The 16098-nt window shown below is 45.3% G+C and carries 20 protein-coding genes and 1 tRNA gene; 15 read left to right on the top strand and 6 right to left on the bottom strand.

Annotated features, from left to right (window positions below; translation table 11 throughout):
- Positions 1 to 159: 159 nt before the first annotated feature.
- On the top strand, positions 160 to 381 hold the full coding sequence (locus AC50YG_RS10730) for a helix-turn-helix domain-containing protein (RefSeq protein ID WP_430154302.1): 222 nt from the start codon (positions 160 to 162) through the stop codon (positions 379 to 381).
- 196 nt (positions 382 to 577) lie between these two features.
- On the top strand, positions 578 to 1663 hold the full coding sequence (locus tag AC50YG_RS10735; RefSeq protein WP_494826727.1) for a PD-(D/E)XK nuclease family protein: 1086 nt from the start codon (positions 578 to 580) through the stop codon (positions 1661 to 1663).
- A gap of 19 nt (positions 1664 to 1682) precedes the next feature.
- On the opposite strand, the gene AC50YG_RS10740 is transcribed toward AC50YG_RS10735, so the two are convergent.
- Both AC50YG_RS10740 and AC50YG_RS10745 read right to left on the bottom strand, forming a co-directional pair.
- Positions 1683 to 2471 carry a VOC family protein gene (locus AC50YG_RS10740; RefSeq protein ID WP_494826729.1) on the bottom strand — a complete coding sequence of 263 codons (789 nt, stop codon included), beginning with the start codon at positions 2469 to 2471 and terminating at the stop codon, positions 1683 to 1685.
- 15 nt (positions 2472 to 2486) lie between these two features.
- The gene (locus tag AC50YG_RS10745) at positions 2487 to 3092 is read right to left on the bottom strand and encodes a TetR/AcrR family transcriptional regulator (RefSeq protein ID WP_494826731.1); all 606 of its coding nucleotides are present in this window, start codon (positions 3090 to 3092) and stop codon (positions 2487 to 2489) included.
- A gap of 297 nt (positions 3093 to 3389) precedes the next feature.
- Between AC50YG_RS10745 and AC50YG_RS10750 the strand changes: the two genes are divergently transcribed.
- The 6 genes from AC50YG_RS10750 to AC50YG_RS10775 all read left to right on the top strand — a co-directional run bounded on the left by AC50YG_RS10750 (position 3390) and on the right by AC50YG_RS10775 (position 8677).
- Complete coding sequence (locus AC50YG_RS10750; protein ID WP_338555723.1) at positions 3390 to 3533, top strand: RAxF-45 family protein; 144 nt, start codon at positions 3390 to 3392, stop codon at positions 3531 to 3533.
- 202 nt (positions 3534 to 3735) lie between these two features.
- Positions 3736 to 5724, top strand: coding sequence for a ribosomal protection-like ABC-F family protein (abc-f, locus tag AC50YG_RS10755; protein WP_494826733.1), 1989 nt, complete (start codon positions 3736 to 3738; stop codon positions 5722 to 5724).
- A 96-nt stretch (positions 5725 to 5820) separates the two neighbouring features.
- Complete coding sequence (locus AC50YG_RS10760; protein WP_473759533.1) at positions 5821 to 6225, top strand: LysM peptidoglycan-binding domain-containing protein; 405 nt, start codon at positions 5821 to 5823, stop codon at positions 6223 to 6225.
- A gap of 195 nt (positions 6226 to 6420) precedes the next feature.
- A complete protein-coding gene (locus AC50YG_RS10765; RefSeq protein ID WP_494826736.1) occupies positions 6421 to 7053 on the top strand; it encodes a Bax inhibitor-1/YccA family protein in 633 nt (210 codons plus the stop codon).
- A gap of 256 nt (positions 7054 to 7309) precedes the next feature.
- Entirely contained in the window at positions 7310 to 7972 is a 663-nt protein-coding gene (gene rnhA, locus AC50YG_RS10770; protein WP_494826738.1) for a ribonuclease H, read from the top strand.
- 27 nt (positions 7973 to 7999) lie between these two features.
- Positions 8000 to 8677, top strand: coding sequence for a uracil-DNA glycosylase (locus AC50YG_RS10775; RefSeq protein ID WP_494826740.1), 678 nt, complete (start codon positions 8000 to 8002; stop codon positions 8675 to 8677).
- Positions 8678 to 8821: 144 nt separating this feature from the next.
- Here AC50YG_RS10775 and AC50YG_RS10780 read toward each other — a convergent pair whose 3' ends face one another.
- Positions 8822 to 9811 carry an S-layer homology domain-containing protein gene (locus AC50YG_RS10780; protein ID WP_494826741.1) on the bottom strand — a complete coding sequence of 330 codons (990 nt, stop codon included), beginning with the start codon at positions 9809 to 9811 and terminating at the stop codon, positions 8822 to 8824.
- A gap of 188 nt (positions 9812 to 9999) precedes the next feature.
- Positions 10000 to 10176 carry a YjfB family protein gene (locus AC50YG_RS10785; protein ID WP_338555730.1) on the bottom strand — a complete coding sequence of 59 codons (177 nt, stop codon included), beginning with the start codon at positions 10174 to 10176 and terminating at the stop codon, positions 10000 to 10002.
- Positions 10177 to 11062: 886 nt separating this feature from the next.
- On the opposite strand from AC50YG_RS10785, the gene AC50YG_RS10790 reads away from it, so the two are divergent.
- The 4 genes from AC50YG_RS10790 to AC50YG_RS10805 all read left to right on the top strand — a co-directional run bounded on the left by AC50YG_RS10790 (position 11063) and on the right by AC50YG_RS10805 (position 12804).
- Positions 11063 to 11206: a hypothetical protein gene (locus tag AC50YG_RS10790; RefSeq protein WP_341282275.1), complete on the top strand. Its 144-nt coding sequence runs from the start codon at positions 11063 to 11065 to the stop codon at positions 11204 to 11206.
- Positions 11207 to 11445: 239 nt separating this feature from the next.
- Positions 11446 to 11691, top strand: a complete 246-nt coding sequence (locus tag AC50YG_RS10795) for a YolD-like family protein (RefSeq protein WP_341282276.1) — start codon at positions 11446 to 11448, stop codon at positions 11689 to 11691.
- A 223-nt stretch (positions 11692 to 11914) separates the two neighbouring features.
- Entirely contained in the window at positions 11915 to 12574 is a 660-nt protein-coding gene (gene exlX / locus AC50YG_RS10800) for an expansin ExlX (protein ID WP_473760223.1), read from the top strand.
- Between the two features lie 157 nt (positions 12575 to 12731).
- Positions 12732 to 12804 (top strand) — tRNA-Val (locus AC50YG_RS10805).
- Positions 12805 to 12926: 122 nt separating this feature from the next.
- Here the strand turns inward: AC50YG_RS10805 and AC50YG_RS10810 are convergent.
- Positions 12927 to 13814: an ATP-dependent DNA ligase gene (locus tag AC50YG_RS10810; protein ID WP_494826745.1), complete on the bottom strand. Its 888-nt coding sequence runs from the start codon at positions 13812 to 13814 to the stop codon at positions 12927 to 12929.
- A complete protein-coding gene (gene ku / locus AC50YG_RS10815; RefSeq protein ID WP_494826748.1) occupies positions 13811 to 14653 on the bottom strand; it encodes a non-homologous end joining protein Ku in 843 nt (280 codons plus the stop codon). Before ku ends, AC50YG_RS10810 begins: the two co-directional genes overlap by 4 nt.
- Positions 14654 to 14783: 130 nt before the next feature.
- Between ku and AC50YG_RS10820 the strand changes: the two genes are divergently transcribed.
- Genes AC50YG_RS10820 through AC50YG_RS10830 form a run of 3 tightly spaced genes read left to right on the top strand, consistent with a single transcriptional unit; the run spans position 14784 to position 16054 of the window.
- A complete protein-coding gene (locus tag AC50YG_RS10820) occupies positions 14784 to 15446 on the top strand; it encodes a hypothetical protein (protein ID WP_494826750.1) in 663 nt (220 codons plus the stop codon).
- Positions 15406 to 15954 carry an accessory gene regulator ArgB-like protein gene (locus AC50YG_RS10825; protein WP_494826752.1) on the top strand — a complete coding sequence of 183 codons (549 nt, stop codon included), beginning with the start codon at positions 15406 to 15408 and terminating at the stop codon, positions 15952 to 15954. Before AC50YG_RS10820 ends, AC50YG_RS10825 begins: the two co-directional genes overlap by 41 nt.
- Positions 15932 to 16054 carry a cyclic lactone autoinducer peptide gene (locus AC50YG_RS10830; RefSeq protein ID WP_341282284.1) on the top strand — a complete coding sequence of 41 codons (123 nt, stop codon included), beginning with the start codon at positions 15932 to 15934 and terminating at the stop codon, positions 16052 to 16054. Before AC50YG_RS10825 ends, AC50YG_RS10830 begins: the two co-directional genes overlap by 23 nt.
- The last annotated feature ends 44 nt before the right edge of the window (positions 16055 to 16098 follow it).

Consider the following 16098-nt stretch of genomic DNA (forward strand, 5'->3'; position numbering starts at 1 on the left):
TTTAGATAAGCGGAATAGGGAGGCTCCTTACACAAACGATCCCCTTGCCAACTGTTAAAACTCCCAAGTGATACGCATATGAGTACCGAATTTGAAATTATTATATGGTACGTTAATGCGTATAGTCAAGAAGAGTTTATAGGATGATGGTGATTTAGAATGGCTAAGAGAGTAGTTGTGAAAATAGAGAAGTTAACCAAGGGTCGTAAAATCTCCCTCCGTGAATTGTCGCGTTTATCTGATGTTCGTCATGCCGCATTAAGCGAACTGGCTAATGGAAAGCGTGAAAGTATTAGCTTTGCCCATATCGAGCGAATTGCGGAAGCACTGAACATAAGAGATATTCGTGAAATTATTGATATAATTGACACAGAGGAATAATGCCGTAATATACGTGATATAGCTATTTGTTAAATCGCTTCCGCTGGAGCGGTTTTTTATTTTGGAATAAGTAATGGTATACAATATGATGGCGTTGGGTGATGAAAATGTATAAATTAACGAGACTTTACAGCGTAAGCATCGATTATCTCCTTGGACAAACAGACATAGCGAAGCTAAATGATGGGAAACAGCAATGAGCACATTATTTAAGCGGCTTTATCACTTGCTGAGCAGCAAAGATCGCAATCAGCAGGAGGATTATTTTACAGAGATTTTTGCGGAAGTGTTTGAAAAAGAAGGAATGCTGCAAGATTTTCTGAATTATCTTACGACGATTAATGTAGCTTCAACGAATATTCATGAAATCACTACTCAGAAAACATATGGGAAGCAGATCGACCATGTAACCGATAGCAGGCCTGACATGATGATCCGTTTTGCAGAGGGCAAACAATCTCATATTATTTTTATCGAGAATAAGCTAGGCACAGGTGAGGGAGATCAGCAGTTGAAGCGTTATGCAGATCATTTGCGCAATTATGAGGCTGATGGCTGCAGCACGCATCTCATTTACATAACGAAAGCTTACGACCCCAAGCGAGAGACGGATATTTTACAAAATGGCAATCAGGCGACCTTTCATCAACTCCGTTGGTTTCAAGTTTATAACTGGCTGCAAACGCAGCGCAGCGAGCTTATTGATATGATTTTAGAGTATATGGAGGAGATTGGGTTGAATGACAGCAGGCGTTTTCTGCCACAGGATATGTATGCGATTCAAAACATGGAGCGAATCGTTCGAATGATGGACGCATGTCTGGACGGTCCAGTGGAGCATACCATAACTAAGCTTTTTAACCGCTCGACCTCATGGACAAACCGGTTTGTACAATTGAAGGAAGAATATCGCTATATGAAACAAAATGACCAAGGAAATTTCAGTGCAATTAATTATGGATTTCATCAGTCGGAAGAGGATTATCCGATTATTTCTATTATGTTTCAGGTGAATCCTAAATGCCCTAATCGACCAGCCTTTATAAAAGCTATGAAAAGTTTTTTAGAGAAAAATGAAGGCTGGTCATCGCAAGATATCGACGATCACACCGCATGGTCAATGATTCATTACGACAAGAGCCTGCTGCAATTTTTATCAACAGATGATCATATCGAAAGTATTCAGGCATTTTTCATTGAACGATTGAATGAGCTGTACAAGCTAAAGCAGCAAACTCCGGAATTGGAGTGGAAATCCAAAGGCAGCGGAGCTGCTGACTAAGGGAAGATACTCCGTCCACTTATACCGACTTCATAATAATTGCCGCACCATGGGACAAATCCGGCTGGAGCCGAAGCTCATTTTTTAACGGAATCGACGTTATTAAGTGAATTTCTGCCAGCCGATGCTGCTTAGCCAGCCGGAGCACGACGGTATGCTTTTTGCCCAAAATAAACGAGCATTGCTGCCCCTTCCTTGAAAGTTCGGCTCCCGCAAAAATAAGCTTATAGCTTCCAATCCAGTGTTCGAGGTCGGGCACATCAATGACCAGCCTATCTATACCGAGCGCGCCATTGTTATGTGTGATTTCTTGCTCTGTACACGCTAGTTCTGGATCATACGCACTCATTAGAAAAGGCAAACGAGGTTCCTTGGGAACGGCCAGCCACCAGGTTTGCTTGCGTCCATCAGGCAAGGTTTTACTCTTTTTGATCGTTTTGCCGAGCCTGGCACCAGTCTGACTGATTTCTCGCACATTCGCCTCGGCCTGCTCTGGCTGAACGCTATCCAGCGCATAATCATTTAAGCCTTCCTGACTATTCAAATAATAGAGGAAACGATTAACCATGGCTGGATGGAGAGGACGAAGCAGCTGAAAAACAGTTCGAAGCAGCTGATCTGGAAGATTAATGGGCTTGGGATTGAACAGCTCAAGAAAAGAGCCATCCTGCAAATAAATAAGTGCATTATGTGTTTTGGAAGGATCAGTGCGGTAGGTTACGGTGAAACCGAGCTGTTGAAAGTTTTTCACAGCCAGCTGAAGCTGCCTAGTTTTGATTAAGACATGTCCGATCGCGAAGCGGTTCATGTTGTTTTCCTCCTCTTATGTATTTTTTCCTAGAACCGTACTCCATCCCGCATATAAAAAAGGAATCAACAGCTGCATATATTCCAGCGCTTCCTCGCGGCTCATTTGCGAAGCTACGATTTCCAGCACCTGCTTATAGCTTTGCTTAACAAGAATAGCAAGATGGCGAGGCGGAGGGCTTTGTGCCAGCAGCTTCCTTTGCACCATTTTTTCAAGGTAGGCTTGGGTAGAGGTAAGGTCGAGCTCGATTAAGGAATCGATATAATGCTCCCACGCAGAGCCGGCTGAACGATTGATTAATAAATCAAACACCTCGAACCGGTTGAAAATGAAGTCTACGACTTGAAGCAAGCCATCGCTAGACTCTGCAAATTCCTCTATTTTGTTATGTTGCTCCAGCATCCTCATTTGGAAGTGCGCCAGCTTCTCGAAATGCTGTTTGATCTCATCAGCAGTAGGGCTGACTAAAGCGGCGAACAGCGCGTTTTTATCGGGAAAATAGCGGTAAATGGCGCCTGTAGTCATTCCCGCCTTCTGGGCGATCGTGCGCATATTTGCGCCTGCGAATCCATTCTCCATAAACTCTGCTTTGGCAAAGGCGAGCAGCCGTGTTTCGGTCATTTCTGCTTTGCTTAATGTGATTGTTCTCAGCTCCTCATAAAAAATAACAATGTTATTTTATCATGCATGAATTGTTTTTACGATGCAGGATTATGATTATAATTAAATTTTTTATGTTTGCTTGGGAAGTGGCAAAGATTAAATCGCGCATAAAAAACCCTGATGGGCAAGAGACGGAGGATAGTTTAAGAAGATACATTTCTTCGGTGAAACAAACGTTTAATCTATTTTTTAGATTGCCATAGCACCACAAAATATGTTAAATTAGAAACACTAACGTAAAGGGAGGTGAGGTAGGTGAATCACGAATGGGTCAATAACCGAATTAGCCAGCTGCCGATTGCTATGGCTGGCATTATGCATGCATTTTCCGCGAACGGGATCAGTCTGTCCATTTTTAATCATACGGATATACCATTCGCGAGAAGACGCCTACCTTAACCACAACGGATTGCTTTGCTATTCGAAGGGTCGCGGGCTTGTTGCTGCGGCTCTTTTTGAATTATAGAAAAGTTTGTGATGTTTCTATCCTTTCTCTATAATTCTCGGAATGAAACGCGCTGCGCCGTCAGAGGATGACGACAGCCGTTTCACCTTGTGTTTTCAAGCTAGGGTCTTCCTCATCAAATAGGAGGCTCTTCAAATGATCATTGTAAATGTACAACAAATAAAAAAATACCACGCGGCAAATCTGGTGCTGGATGGCATAACGCTTCAGCTTCAGGAGGGAGAGAAGGTAGGGCTCATTGGCCGCAACGGCAGTGGCAAATCGACGCTGCTTCGGCTGATTGCCGGACATGAGCAGGTCGATGATGGGCTGCTGACTGTGAAAAGGGATTTGCTAATCGGCTACTTGCCGCAAATTCCAGCGGCGTTTGAATCGCTTACCGTATATGAGGTGATGGCTTACGGCTTTCGCGAGCTGATGGCCTGCAGGCAGGAAATGTCGGAGCTCGAGCGAGAGATGGCGGGGGAAGAAGCGGCAAATGACCCTGTGAAAATGGAGAGGCTGCTGAAAATATACGCTGTTGCACAGGAAAAATTCGAGCAAGGCGGCGGCTACGACATGGATACGGCGATTGATCAGGTTGCTAGCGGCCTGCGCATTGATCGCAGCTACGATCAGCGGAGCTTCGGAAGCTTGTCGGGCGGCGAGAAAACTCGTATTGTTCTAGCTTCACAGCTCGTTGTACGTCCAGCCTTGCTGCTCCTGGATGAGCCGACAAATCATCTCGATCTCAAAGGAATTGAATGGCTGGAGCAGTTCATTCAGCACTATGAAGGCGCTTGTGTGATCGTATCGCATGACCGCTACTTTCTCGATACCGTCGGTACAAAAATGATTGAGCTGGAGGATGGCGAAGCCCATACCTATCTGTGCAACTATAGCGGTTATCTGAAAGAGAAGGAGGAGCTGCTGCTCCAGCAATTTGCCCAGTTCCAAGAGCAGCAGAAAGTCATTCGAAAAATGAAAGAAACGATTCGCCAGTTGGAAGAATGGGGCCGCATCGGCGGCAACGGGAAGTTTTTCAAGCGTGCGGCGTCGATCCGTAAGGCGCTAGAGCGAATAGAAACGGTAAAGCGCCCGGTTTTAGAGCGGAATACAGCTGAGTTTGAGCTGTCGCCGCTTGACCGTTCTGGACGCAATGTCATTTCGTTTGAAGGTTTGACGAAGCAGTTCGGGGAACGAATGATTTTACAGGAGGCAGAGGGCGGTCTGCTATATGGCGAGAAAGTCGTGCTGCTTGGCGATAACGGCTCCGGAAAAACGACGCTGTTCAAGCTGCTGCTAGGCGAGATGGAACCTGACAGTGGGCAAGTGGAGCAGGGAACACGATTGGAAATCGGGTATTTGGCGCAGCAGGAGCCGTTAAAGGGCAATAAGCAAACCGTGCTGGAGCATTTCCGTCTGGAGGGCGGCTTGGAGGAAGGCGAAGCACGGAATGTGCTGGCCAAATATTTATTTTATGGGGCGGACGTATTCAAGCCGCTCGCAGCGCTTTCCGGTGGAGAGTGGTCACGGCTGCGGCTCGCGCTGCTTGTAAGACGCAAGCCAAATCTGCTGCTGCTCGATGAGCCGACCAACCATCTGGATGTGGCATCGCGCGAGGCGCTGGAGGAGGCGTTGGAGGAATTCCCGGGCACGGTGCTTGCGATCTCGCATGACCGCTATTTCATCAATCGCTTGGCGAAGCGGGTGTGGGAGCTGGGACAAGGAAAGGTCGCCACTTATATAGGCAACTATGATGATTTTAAGGCAAAGCGGGAGGAACGGCTTCAAGCAAACTCAACCGTAAAAGGAACGCAAGGAGCAGCCAGTGGCGCAGGCATGGAGAAGAAGCGCTCGAATAGAAGTACTGCTGCTGATGCCGAAGCACCCGCTAATAAGCAGAAAACACAGCAGGCAAATACAGCAACCCATTCGAGTGCGTTAAGGTACAAGACAGAACTTGAGCATGTCGAGCGGGAGATTGCAAAGCTTGAAGCCGAAATTGCGATAGCAGATGCAGAGCTGGAACAAATCGAGCATATGGGCGATACGGCAAATCTTGAAAAGAAATGGAGGGAGCGGGAAGAGCTGCAAGCGGGGCTGGATCAGCGTTTGGAACAGTGGCTGGAGCTGTCAAGCTAACACCCATTCGTCCAATTTTCAAAAATAGTTGTCACCAATGGCGCCCAAAATAATACGCTATATAGACAAATGACTATATCAAACGGAGGTATTATTATGGATCGTGCATTTATTCCTGGTGGTGGCTTTGGTGGTGGGTTCGGTCGTCCTTTCTTTCGTCCGTTCCCGCATCCCTTTTTTCCTAACCGTGTTCTGTTCCCGTTTTTCTTTTTCTCACCATTTTTGTTCCCTTTTATTAGAGAAGGCAGCTCGGACGACATGATATATGCCCAGCACCAGGCTCAGCATGGTGAGACGCTGGCGGCAGTTTGTCACAAATATAATGTCCCTCATGCAATAATGGAGGAAGCCAATCCCCATATTAACCCGGCTCAATTGAATGCAGGAGAAATGGTATACATTCCGCGAATTTCTAATATGATGTGTCAAAAGACATATTCCGAGATGCCGGCTGGCGGCCAGCAAACTCAGCCCATGATGTATCACGGGCAGCATTCCTAATCTTTTCATTTGCAAATGAGAATAAGCCGCCGATCACTGTGATCTGGTGGCTTATTTCTTATATCTGTAAATATTCAGTCGATAAACAGCATAACCTTTTGAAAAGCTATGCTTACATAGAGTGTTATTATTGAGGGAATTGGTGTAAACTAGATAATAGAATAAACTAAATTTACTATTAAAGGAGCTTGTTTTATGTATACGATTCATTCGTCGCAGCTGTTACTGCCGAAAGTTTTTCGGGTCTTATTTCTTTCCCTGATCGTATCGCTTGTCGGCTTCTTGATCGGTCAGGTCGTTCCACCTGTACTAGCTATGCCGCTGTATATTGTGGAAATCGGTTTGCTGATTGCATTGCTCTTTTTACGGAAAAAGAAATCGATCGGCTACACGCTGATGTACAGCTTTATGTTCGTCTCTGGCCTGACGATGTATTTCGTCATTGTTAGCTACATTAGCATCCTTGGCGCTTCGCTGGTATTGCAGGGCCTTGGCGTTGCGATACTCGCTTTTGGCGGCACGGCGCTTTATGCGATTAAGTCGAAGCAGGATTTTTCATTCCTTGGCGGCTTCTTGTTCGCTTCAACCATTGTGCTTGTACTCATGACGCTCGTTGGCTTATTCCTTCCGTTCTCGGGAACGACAGAGCTGATGGTATCCGGCTTCGGCATTTTGATTTTCATCGGTTGGACGCTGTTTGACTTCTCGCGTCTTACTCGCCAAGGCTTTAGCGATGAGGACATTCCAATGATCGTCGTGAGCATTTATCTTGATTTCGTCAATCTGTTTCTGTTTATACTGCGTTTCCTTGGTGCTAGTCGGGACTAAGGAGCTACTCATTAAGGAACTACTCATTAAGGAAGAGCGATCAGCGCTGCTGGTCGCTCTTTTGCAAAATATAAGCATTTATAAGCTTCATACTTATAAATGGGCTTATATCCCACCCGCGAAACGGTAGCTTTGCCGTTAGAGGACGGCTTCAGCCATTTACGCTTGTTTAATTCTGTCGTTCGGGTGGACAGGAGCTGCATTTTTCGATTTAATAGAGGAATGGACGTTTGGTAAAGGTGGTAAGAACACGCTAATGGCGAAATCAAAATATTATGTCGTATGGGTAGGCAAGCAAGCAGGCGTATTCGCAACATGGAAGGAATGCCAGGAGCAGGTGAACGGCGTTCAGGATGCGAAATATAAATCCTTTGAATCCAAGGCGCTGGCGGATACCGCCTTCAAGGAAGGCTGGCGCAGCCACTGGGGCAAGGGGAAGAGCACGACGGGCGGAGCAAGCAGCAGCTCGGGTGGTTTTAAGAAGACGGCTTCCAAGCCGCAGGAGTCCGGAGAAATCGACTATGACAGCATATCTGTAGATGTCGGTACGCGGGGCAATCCGGGTCCGGTGGAATACAAGGGCGTCGATACACAGACGGGCGAAATTTTATTTTATGTCGGACCGATTCCAAATGGGACAAACAATATCGGAGAATTCATCGCTGTTGTGCACGCACTCGCTTATTTGAAGCAGAAGGGCAGCGCGAGAACGGTGTACAGCGACTCTAGGACAGCGCTAAGCTGGCTGCGTAATAAGAAGGTTGCTTCAACGCTCGTAAGAGACGCCTCTACAGCGAAAATTTGGGCACTGACCGATGAAGCGGAGAAATGGCTGAAGACGAACACCTATCCGAACAAGGTGCTCAAATGGAACACCGAGGAATGGGGAGAAATTAAAGCCGATTTTGGACGAAAATAATGTTGTACATAGAGAGGGGACTTCGCGGTGTTTCAGCAGTTGAACAATGATTGGGCAGATAGGCTGCAATCTGAATTTGAACAGCCTTATTTCAAGAAGCTGGAAGCTTTCTTGACGGAGCAATACAGCACGAAAACCGTATATCCGAAGCAGGAGGATGTGTTTAATGCGCTTAACTACACCTCTTATGAAGGAACGCGCGTCGTTATTTTAGGCCAGGACCCTTATCATGGAGTTGGCCAGGCTCATGGCCTGAGCTTTTCCGTGCAGCCGGGAGTAGCTGTGCCAAGGTCGCTCGGCAACATTTACAAGGAGCTTCATGCAGACTTAGGCTGTATCATTCCAACCCATGGCTCGCTGCGGGCGTGGGCTGAGCAGGGGGTATTGCTGCTTAATACGGTGCTGACAGTGGAAGCGGCGGCAGCTAACTCGCATAAGAAAAAGGGCTGGGAAACCTTCACCGACCGCATCATTACCGCGCTTAATGAACGCGAGCGTCCAGTCGTATTCATTTTATGGGGAAATCCCGCGCAGAAGAAGCTGGAGCTCATTGACACGGGCAAGCATAAAATCATTACCTCCGTGCATCCTAGCCCATTGTCAGCTCGTGGCGGATTTTTCGGCAGCAAGCCGTTCTCACAGGCGAATGCTTATTTGCAAGAGCTGGGAGAGCGTGAAATCGATTGGAGCATCCCGGCATTATAGTTCTTCAAGCTAGGCAAGCGCTATGCCCCTGACCGGGCAGCTGGTGCATATTGTAAAAACCAAAAAGCCGCTGAACACGCGTAGTTGCTTACGCGTTGTTCAGCGGCTTTTTCATAATGGCTTTAGTTGGAGTCCGTCATGATATTAGGAAGCGACAGACGTATTGCTGCCCGCAGGAGCAGCAGTGGAGCTGCCTTGAAAGGCAACAGAGGCTGCTGGAAGGACGGGCTTGAATTTGGCATCCACATACGTCGTAACCTGTACTTCTGTAATAACTTGAGGATACATTTGATCTGGTTTAGGCTCCGTGCGCTCTAGCTTAATAGTAGCTTGGTCACCATCAAACGTGATGCCGGAAATTTGAATGCCATATCCTGGGTGAGGCACCGTTGCTGTTACCGTCACTTTATTGACTTCCGCATTAACGGCTGTAACCGTTAGTCTCGCATCCGTGAAGGGGTTATCAGATGGCTCTGGTTGGCTAACAGGTGCTTCATTTTCTTTCATTTTCTTCATAAAAGCAATGCCATCATGCAGCCATGCTGCAGCGTCACCACGTTTGATCGAAGCGGTTGGGTAAAAATTTTGCTTTGCATCGAGCGTTGCGATTTTGCTGAGGAGCAGCTTTTGAATATTGCCCATGAAGTCTGGATTTACATCAGCCTCATCATTAAGCATCACGTACATTTCAATCATCGCATAAGTCACTTTGTGATCAATCGCTTTGAACAAATGCTGAGCGAATTGCTCACGAGTCATCACGTCATTTGCTTTCACATCTTTAGCTACACCCAGATCGTAGAAATGGGCGATGATGAAAGCTTGGGAGTACCATTTGTCATCTTTAATATTCGTATAATAGTCGGCTGCCAGCGGCTGCTTAATAAAACGAATATGATCAAAGTTAAGCTCCAGTCCTTTGACAATCATGGAGATGCCTTCCGCATAAGTCAGATTGCCCTGCGGACGGAAATTTCCGTTTTTGTCACCGGTAATAATGCCCTGCTGCTGGAGCGCTTCAATTTTTTTGGCATTCGGTTCGTTTTTGACATCGTTGAACGCCCAAGCGCTTTGTCCGATTGTCAGCATCATCATGGTCAAGATAAGGGTTAATAGTAGTGGTTTTTTCTTCATTTCCAGTCACCTCTTTATATTTTTTGCTGCCTTATATGATTCCAGACGTTGCTATTTCTTTTATTGTTGCAGAACGAAGCAAAAACAATTCATTTGTTCGCATTTAGGCTAATGAGCAAGCATGTTTTTTCTGTACGGCATGAAAAAAACGGGAAGGATTGACCTTCCCGCTCCACGCTTGCCTGTGACTATACCTTAATATCTAGTAGGCTGCCGACATTTGGATTGACACTGAGCTCCATCATTTTGATAAGCCCTTGCGCCTGCACCTGCATCTGCTCTTGACCCATATCCAGCATGCTAATCGATACGGCCGTGCCGAGTGATGCTTGACTAAGTGACGTTGATAATGCTGCTATATCCATTATTCACCACCTCCACCTTTATTATCGGCAGGCATGGCGGAGGGATGAATACAAGTAGGCAAAAAAAATAACCCGCATCGCTGCGAGTCACAACAATATATGTCGAAAAGAGAGTAACGTCAGTATGCGCCTCGTACCTTAAAAAGAAATGAAACGAAGCTGATTTTTACCTTAATCCTGTTTTTTTATCATTTAGACCGCCAATAACGCATCCTTGAGCAAAAAAAGAACCCGCCGGAAGGCAGGTCGTCAAGGTTATACTATATAAATAGTGGGGGGTCATGTGATTAGTATAGGCAGCCAACCTTAAAATAAAATGAATGCCAACTGATAACAACATTAACATTTAATTTGCCGGCCATCCAGCAGATTTTTTCTGAAAATAGGCAAGGTGAAACGGCCGAAAGCCGTCCTTTGGCATATAGAGAATGGATGGCGAAATCATATCCTTTCCTATATTTCAAAAAAATGGCCCGCTATTCAAGCGGACCCAACTGTATATTAAAAGGGAGTATGTTGCTAGTATGGATTAACCATCTGAAGCCGCACTGAAACGAAGCTGAAAATAAAATAAAAAAAGCTCCCATTGTGTCCGGGAAGCCTTGGCGCTGCATTATTCTTTTTTCTCCTCTTTGACAACGACTTCATCTGGCGCATCAAACGGTACGCGATCTTCATCATAATACATGGGCAAATCACCTCCTGCTTAAAATCAGTATGCACCTGTTTGATTATCTGGGAATGAACGTATTGTAAACGGAAAATTAAAATGAAGGGGTAGCGCCTGTCTTGCGAGGCGAATACCCATTTTGCCCGAAAGCCCAACCCTTTTAAGCGTTTGACCATATGATGCTGTGTACCTTAAAAAAAGGAGATGAGCAACGAAATGGGATATGAAGTAGGAAATGTAGGAGTAGGTCCAGGATACGGTGGCTGCGGAAATAAAGTAGGCGGTGCTTTCACAAGCCCAGGCGCTATTCTAGTACTGTTCATTCTATTGGTCATCATCATTTGCTCCTGTATGTACTAATATAAGTGGCTTAGCTCGATCCTGACCGCATCAGTCATTTCCTTAACCATGCATTTTAAGTTAAAAATAGAGAAGAAGCGTCCCCTTGCCAGGCTTATGGCAGGGGGATGTTTTTTTGCCTAATTTCATAATCTCCATGACAAATGCTTTAAAGAAAGGGTATGATTTAAAGATGGGTTAAAAAAGGCATGGATGACAGCAAAGGTCATGTACTAAAACATAGAATGGAGACGGAGGCAATGGCAAAGAAACCAAAACGCCCGACAAGGGATGAGTTTGAATTAGAGGAACTCGGAGAGCGTCTGGTTGAAGCGTATCAAGAAGGGATTGAGCTGCTTTTTGAGGTGTGGAACTGGGAAGAACCTGTGTCGGGGCTAATTGTGAAAATGGATTCCCGAACGAGGCTGGTGCACGTAGCGAAAGGCGAAGAAATTACCAAAATCCCTTTTATGGATATAATGAAGGTGAATAACAACGCAAGCTAGTCAAAGTGGCGGGTGCTTCTATTTTTTTGGCGAATAAAGTGTGTAATTGTTGGCTAATGTCATCAAAATGCAAGAAAAGAAGTATCAAAAGTGATAGCAAACCTACCTCCTCACCACTTAGAATGGACTCTACTGGAAGATTTAGGGTTTCCAAAATGTGGAGGAGGTTTCAGTCATGAAGAAAAAGCACGGTGCAGTCAAGTTTGGAATCATTTGTCTTGCGATGTTCGTTTTGTACCCTGCGGTGCAGGCATTTGCCGCTTGGAATGATGTGCGGACAAGCTATGCGACTTATACAGGCTCAGGATATTCTGGAGGTGCGGTGCTGCTGGACCCGATTAATCCGAATATGGAAATAACGGCGTTAAATAAGGCCGACATGAATTACAATGGGGTCAAAGCAGCGCTTGCTGGCGCTTATTTGGAGGTTACGGGGCCTAAAGGCAAAACGGTAGTCTATGTCACCGATCTGTACCCAGAAGGCGCTCCGGGAGCGCTGGACTTGTCGCCAAACGCTTTTGCTAAAATTGGGGAAATGTCAGCAGGCACAATTCATATATCGTGGAAAGTTGTGAAAGCACCGATAACTGGCAATTTTTCATATCGGGTGAAGGAAGGCAGCAGCCAGTGGTGGGCGGCGATTCAAGTGCGCAATCATTTTTATCCGGTCATGAAAATGGAGTATAAGAAGGCTGGCGCATGGATCAATCTGGAGAAGATGGACTATAATCATTTTTTGGGCACGAATATGGGTACAAGCCCGCTGCAGGTGCGAATAACTGATATTCGCGGTCAGGCTGTTCTGGATACGATACCCGCGCTTCCGGCAAACGGTACGTCAGGAGCTTATATTGTTCCGGGAAATGTCCAATTCCCAAGCTGAAATTAAAAGTAGGTTGAAAATAATAGGGAAAATAAAAAGCTTCATTCTCCGATTTGTAGGAGGACGAAGCTTTTTGTTTGAAATCCCAAAAAAGTAGTAGTAAAATGGTTGACTTTTCCGCCCGAACTTGGTATATTAATAAACGTCGCTAATATACGATCTGTTAGCTCAGCTGGGAGAGCACTATCTTGACAGGGTAGGGGTCAGTGGTTCGAGCCCACTACAGATCATACAATTAAAAATCCTGAAATCCTTTATATAAGGGTTTCAGGATTTTTTTGCGTACTGTCAGTGAAAAGCGGATGGGGACAAACCGGCTTGAGCATCCACGGGCTTGAACTTATTGCCTTTTTCATTCGCCATCTCCAAACCCAAGTAATCTAGGTTGTCTTAATAGGCCGGATTCCGTAAATTCGAGCGCACTTACCCGGCAGTTGAAGGGAGAAGCAATCCAAACGACGTCAGATTTTTTCATGCCATTAGAAAGGTCGGGGAAAGGGCATTCACCCGGATGCTCCATCATAAATTGCTTCAGTACCTGCTTAGAGGCATTGTCCAGCCCTGACACATGCCCGATGTATCTGCCTTCATATCGTAGGACCAGGCTTGATACCTGTCCGTCACGCTGTTTAATGCCGACGACGTCTGCAACTAACCGGACTTCTTTTCGCTTTTTAAACCAATATTGATGTTTCTTTCCTTCCATATATGGGCCATCTAATCTTTTTGAGATAATTCCTTCCCATTCACGATCATTAAGCCATTTCCAAAGCTGCTGTCCATCGAAGTGCAAATCAGTTACAAATAGACGTGGCGTTTTCTTAGGGAAGGAAGCTTGTAACTTCTCAAAACGTTGTTTAAAAGGGAGCTTTCGTATATCCTCACCATTTGAGTTGAGCATGTCAAACATTACAAATATAAGGCCATCCTCATGGGCTCGTTTTCGGACCCCGAGCTTGGCTCTTTGAAAGTTTGGGCGTATACCATCAAAATAAGCGATCTCGCCATCCAAAATGCAAGGCCCTACACGTATGGGTTCTAATAAGGACACGATTTCTGGAAAAGTGTGATTACGCGGCTCTAAACGCCGCCCAAACAGTTCTACCCCTCCTTTTCCGTCTAAACGAACCAAAGTACGAACGCCATCCCATTTTATCTGATAGCACCATTCAGGGCCGCTCGGTATATCAGGAGATGTTATAGGAGCCATAGGAACGGCAGGAAGCTGCAATTGCATCATGATGCAGTTCCTTTTGCTTTGGAGGCGCGTTTTTTCTTAGGAGCCGGCGCAGGCGGTGTCGCGCTCTTTGTTGCATCCAAGCTGGCCTGCAGCGCGGCCATCAAATCAATGACATTGGTTCGTCCTGAAGCTGCTGGAGCGGATACAACGTCAACACTTTGACCGGCTATTTTTTGCTGTATCAGCTCGGTAAGCGCGATGCGGTAGTCATCCGTATATTTAGCAGCGTCAAAGGGCTCGCTGAGCTGCTCAATCAGCAACTTAGCCATATCGAGTTCCTTTTCATTCACAGCTGTTTGTGCGGGTAGGCTTGGAACCTGGCTGATAGCACGAATTTCATCGGGAAAGAACATCGTCTCCAAACACAAGCAGTTCCCGACTACCCGAACCGCTGCAAGACTGTCTTTGGAGCGAATAGATATTTTGGCTATACCTATTTTGCCTGTTTGTCGAATCGCCTCTAGCAGCAGGCTATACGCGCCAGCGCCCGCCATGTCGGGAGAAAGGTAATATGCTTTTTGATAATAAACGGGATCAATTTCAGCGAGGTCTACAAAATCTAAAATCTGTATGGTCTTGGCGGAATTTGGCTTGATTGCCTCCAACTCTTCCTCTTTAACAATCACATATTTATCTTTTTCATACTCGAAACCCTTCACAATTTCGTCAGGGCCAATTTCCTTATTACAATGGCGACATGTTTTCGCATAATTAATTGGCATGCCACAATCCTTGTGTAAGCTGCGAAATGATATGTCCCTATCCTCCGTGGCCGAGTGCATTTTAACGGGGACATGAACCAACCCGAAGCTAATTGCGCCTTTCCAGACGGTATGCATATATAACACTCCTTGTTGTTTTAATTTAGAGTGTACATTTACTGGGAAGCTATTCATTTAGCATCAAATTCTGTATTGCATTCAGCATGTCCCCATGCAATGATGGATTAAAAGATAAAGGGAGAAAATAATGATAGAGTTTGTATTATTTATGCTTTTTTCAATTATCGAGGGTTTTGGCATTCTCTTTCTGATGCTAAAGATTTACAGTCATGATACTTCCAGCTTTTACTCTGCTTTTATCGTCATAACGCTATCGAGCCTGCAGAGTTATTTTTTGAGGGAGGAGCTTTCGCTTGAAAGTATAGTTCCAGTCATTAATATTTTCATATTCGTAATATTCCTGAGTGTTATTAAAAAGATTCCGTTTTTTGCATCGTTGATTATTACCGGATTGGGCTATTTTATTTTTGCCATGATTCAGGGCGCAATTGTAAACACATTTCCGTTCTTTTCATTAGCAGAGATAAAAGCACAGCCATATATGGGATATTTGCTACAGATGTTCACAGCCTGTATTAATTTATCTATAGCTTGGTGCTTAAACAGGCTTAGAATAGGTTTTGTGGAGGAAATTTCTGAGAAAATGCGCTTTCCGCATGAACGGCGTGTAGTCGGAGGTTTTATAATTGCGATCTTAATAGGATTTGGTTTCATCCTGCATCAGCGCAGCGAGATTCTTAATATCGTTTATTATTTTGCAACTGCGTTATTTTTCTTTGTTTATTCGTACCTGAAGGAGGTCAGGTCCAATGTTGGAAACTTTTTCGAGAAGACTGGCAATAAGCATTAAGACCATTGTTCCAGAGCATCCAGCTTCGGAAGCGCGACTCCAGTACGCTTTGTCATTAATCTTAAACGCTCTATTTATTATTTCAGGGGCGCTGCTCATAGCGTTATTCACAGGCAAGCTGGGCGGTGTATTAGCGGCTCTTATCTCGTTTGCTGTACTTAGGCAGGCATCGGGAGGGTTACATCTTAAATCGGGAACGATGTGTGTCGTGGTATCGATTGGGGTGGCGACGGCGCTGTCATTCACCCCAACATTTTCGAGTGGAACGCTGTTGGTAATCAATTCAATTAATCTGCTGCTTGCACTGTTATTCGCACCGTCAGACATCGAGAAACAGTCGCGTATTTCTAGGCGCTTCTACCCGTTACTAAAACTGATATCAGCTGTAATTATATGTAGCAATTTATGGATAGAATCGTCTATAATTGCAATAACATTGTTAGTGCAGTGCGTTACGTTAATTCTGGCTAAGGTGGTGAGTACTCATGCTAAAAAATCTAGTATATAAATTGGCTACATTACTGGACGGAGCGGCTGTTCTTTCAGTAAGAACAGCAAGCTTTCTTTACGTCAATCAACCAGAGACACCGAAAGAGCTTTTGAAATAGTGGCGAACACAAGTGCACACAAAAGAAACCCTTGATAAAATACT

The sequence above is a fragment of the Paenibacillus sp. J31R34 genome (genome assembly GCF_059383715.1).

Bases quoted from the DNA above. Each gene is read 5' to 3' on its own strand.
- abc-f (WP_494826733.1), top strand. From the start codon at position 3,736: ATGATCATTGTAAATGTACAACAAATAAAAAAATACCACGCGGCAAAT.
- AC50YG_RS10790 (WP_341282275.1), top strand. From the start codon at position 11,063: ATGGGATATGAAGTAGGAAATGTAGGAGTAGGTCCAGGATACGGTGGC.
- AC50YG_RS10740 (WP_494826729.1), bottom strand. From the start codon at position 2,471: ATGAACCGCTTCGCGATCGGACATGTCTTAATCAAAACTAGGCAGCTT.
- rnhA (WP_494826738.1), top strand. From the start codon at position 7,310: ATGGCGAAATCAAAATATTATGTCGTATGGGTAGGCAAGCAAGCAGGC.
- AC50YG_RS10795 (WP_341282276.1), top strand. From the start codon at position 11,446: ATGGCAAAGAAACCAAAACGCCCGACAAGGGATGAGTTTGAATTAGAG.
- AC50YG_RS10765 (WP_494826736.1), top strand. From the start codon at position 6,421: ATGTATACGATTCATTCGTCGCAGCTGTTACTGCCGAAAGTTTTTCGG.
- AC50YG_RS10780 (WP_494826741.1), bottom strand. From the start codon at position 9,811: ATGAAGAAAAAACCACTACTATTAACCCTTATCTTGACCATGATGATG.
- AC50YG_RS10785 (WP_338555730.1), bottom strand. From the start codon at position 10,176: ATGGATATAGCAGCATTATCAACGTCACTTAGTCAAGCATCACTCGGC.
- ku (WP_494826748.1), bottom strand. From the start codon at position 14,653: ATGCATACCGTCTGGAAAGGCGCAATTAGCTTCGGGTTGGTTCATGTC.
- exlX (WP_473760223.1), top strand. From the start codon at position 11,915: ATGTTCGTTTTGTACCCTGCGGTGCAGGCATTTGCCGCTTGGAATGAT.
- AC50YG_RS10760 (WP_473759533.1), top strand. From the start codon at position 5,821: ATGGATCGTGCATTTATTCCTGGTGGTGGCTTTGGTGGTGGGTTCGGT.
- AC50YG_RS10825 (WP_494826752.1), top strand. From the start codon at position 15,406: ATGTTGGAAACTTTTTCGAGAAGACTGGCAATAAGCATTAAGACCATT.
- AC50YG_RS10745 (WP_494826731.1), bottom strand. From the start codon at position 3,092: ATGACCGAAACACGGCTGCTCGCCTTTGCCAAAGCAGAGTTTATGGAG.
- AC50YG_RS10830 (WP_341282284.1), top strand. From the start codon at position 15,932: ATGCTAAAAAATCTAGTATATAAATTGGCTACATTACTGGACGGAGCG.
- AC50YG_RS10730 (WP_430154302.1), top strand. From the start codon at position 160: ATGGCTAAGAGAGTAGTTGTGAAAATAGAGAAGTTAACCAAGGGTCGT.
- AC50YG_RS10735 (WP_494826727.1), top strand. From the start codon at position 578: ATGAGCACATTATTTAAGCGGCTTTATCACTTGCTGAGCAGCAAAGAT.
- AC50YG_RS10820 (WP_494826750.1), top strand. From the start codon at position 14,784: ATGATAGAGTTTGTATTATTTATGCTTTTTTCAATTATCGAGGGTTTT.
- AC50YG_RS10810 (WP_494826745.1), bottom strand. From the start codon at position 13,814: ATGATGCAATTGCAGCTTCCTGCCGTTCCTATGGCTCCTATAACATCT.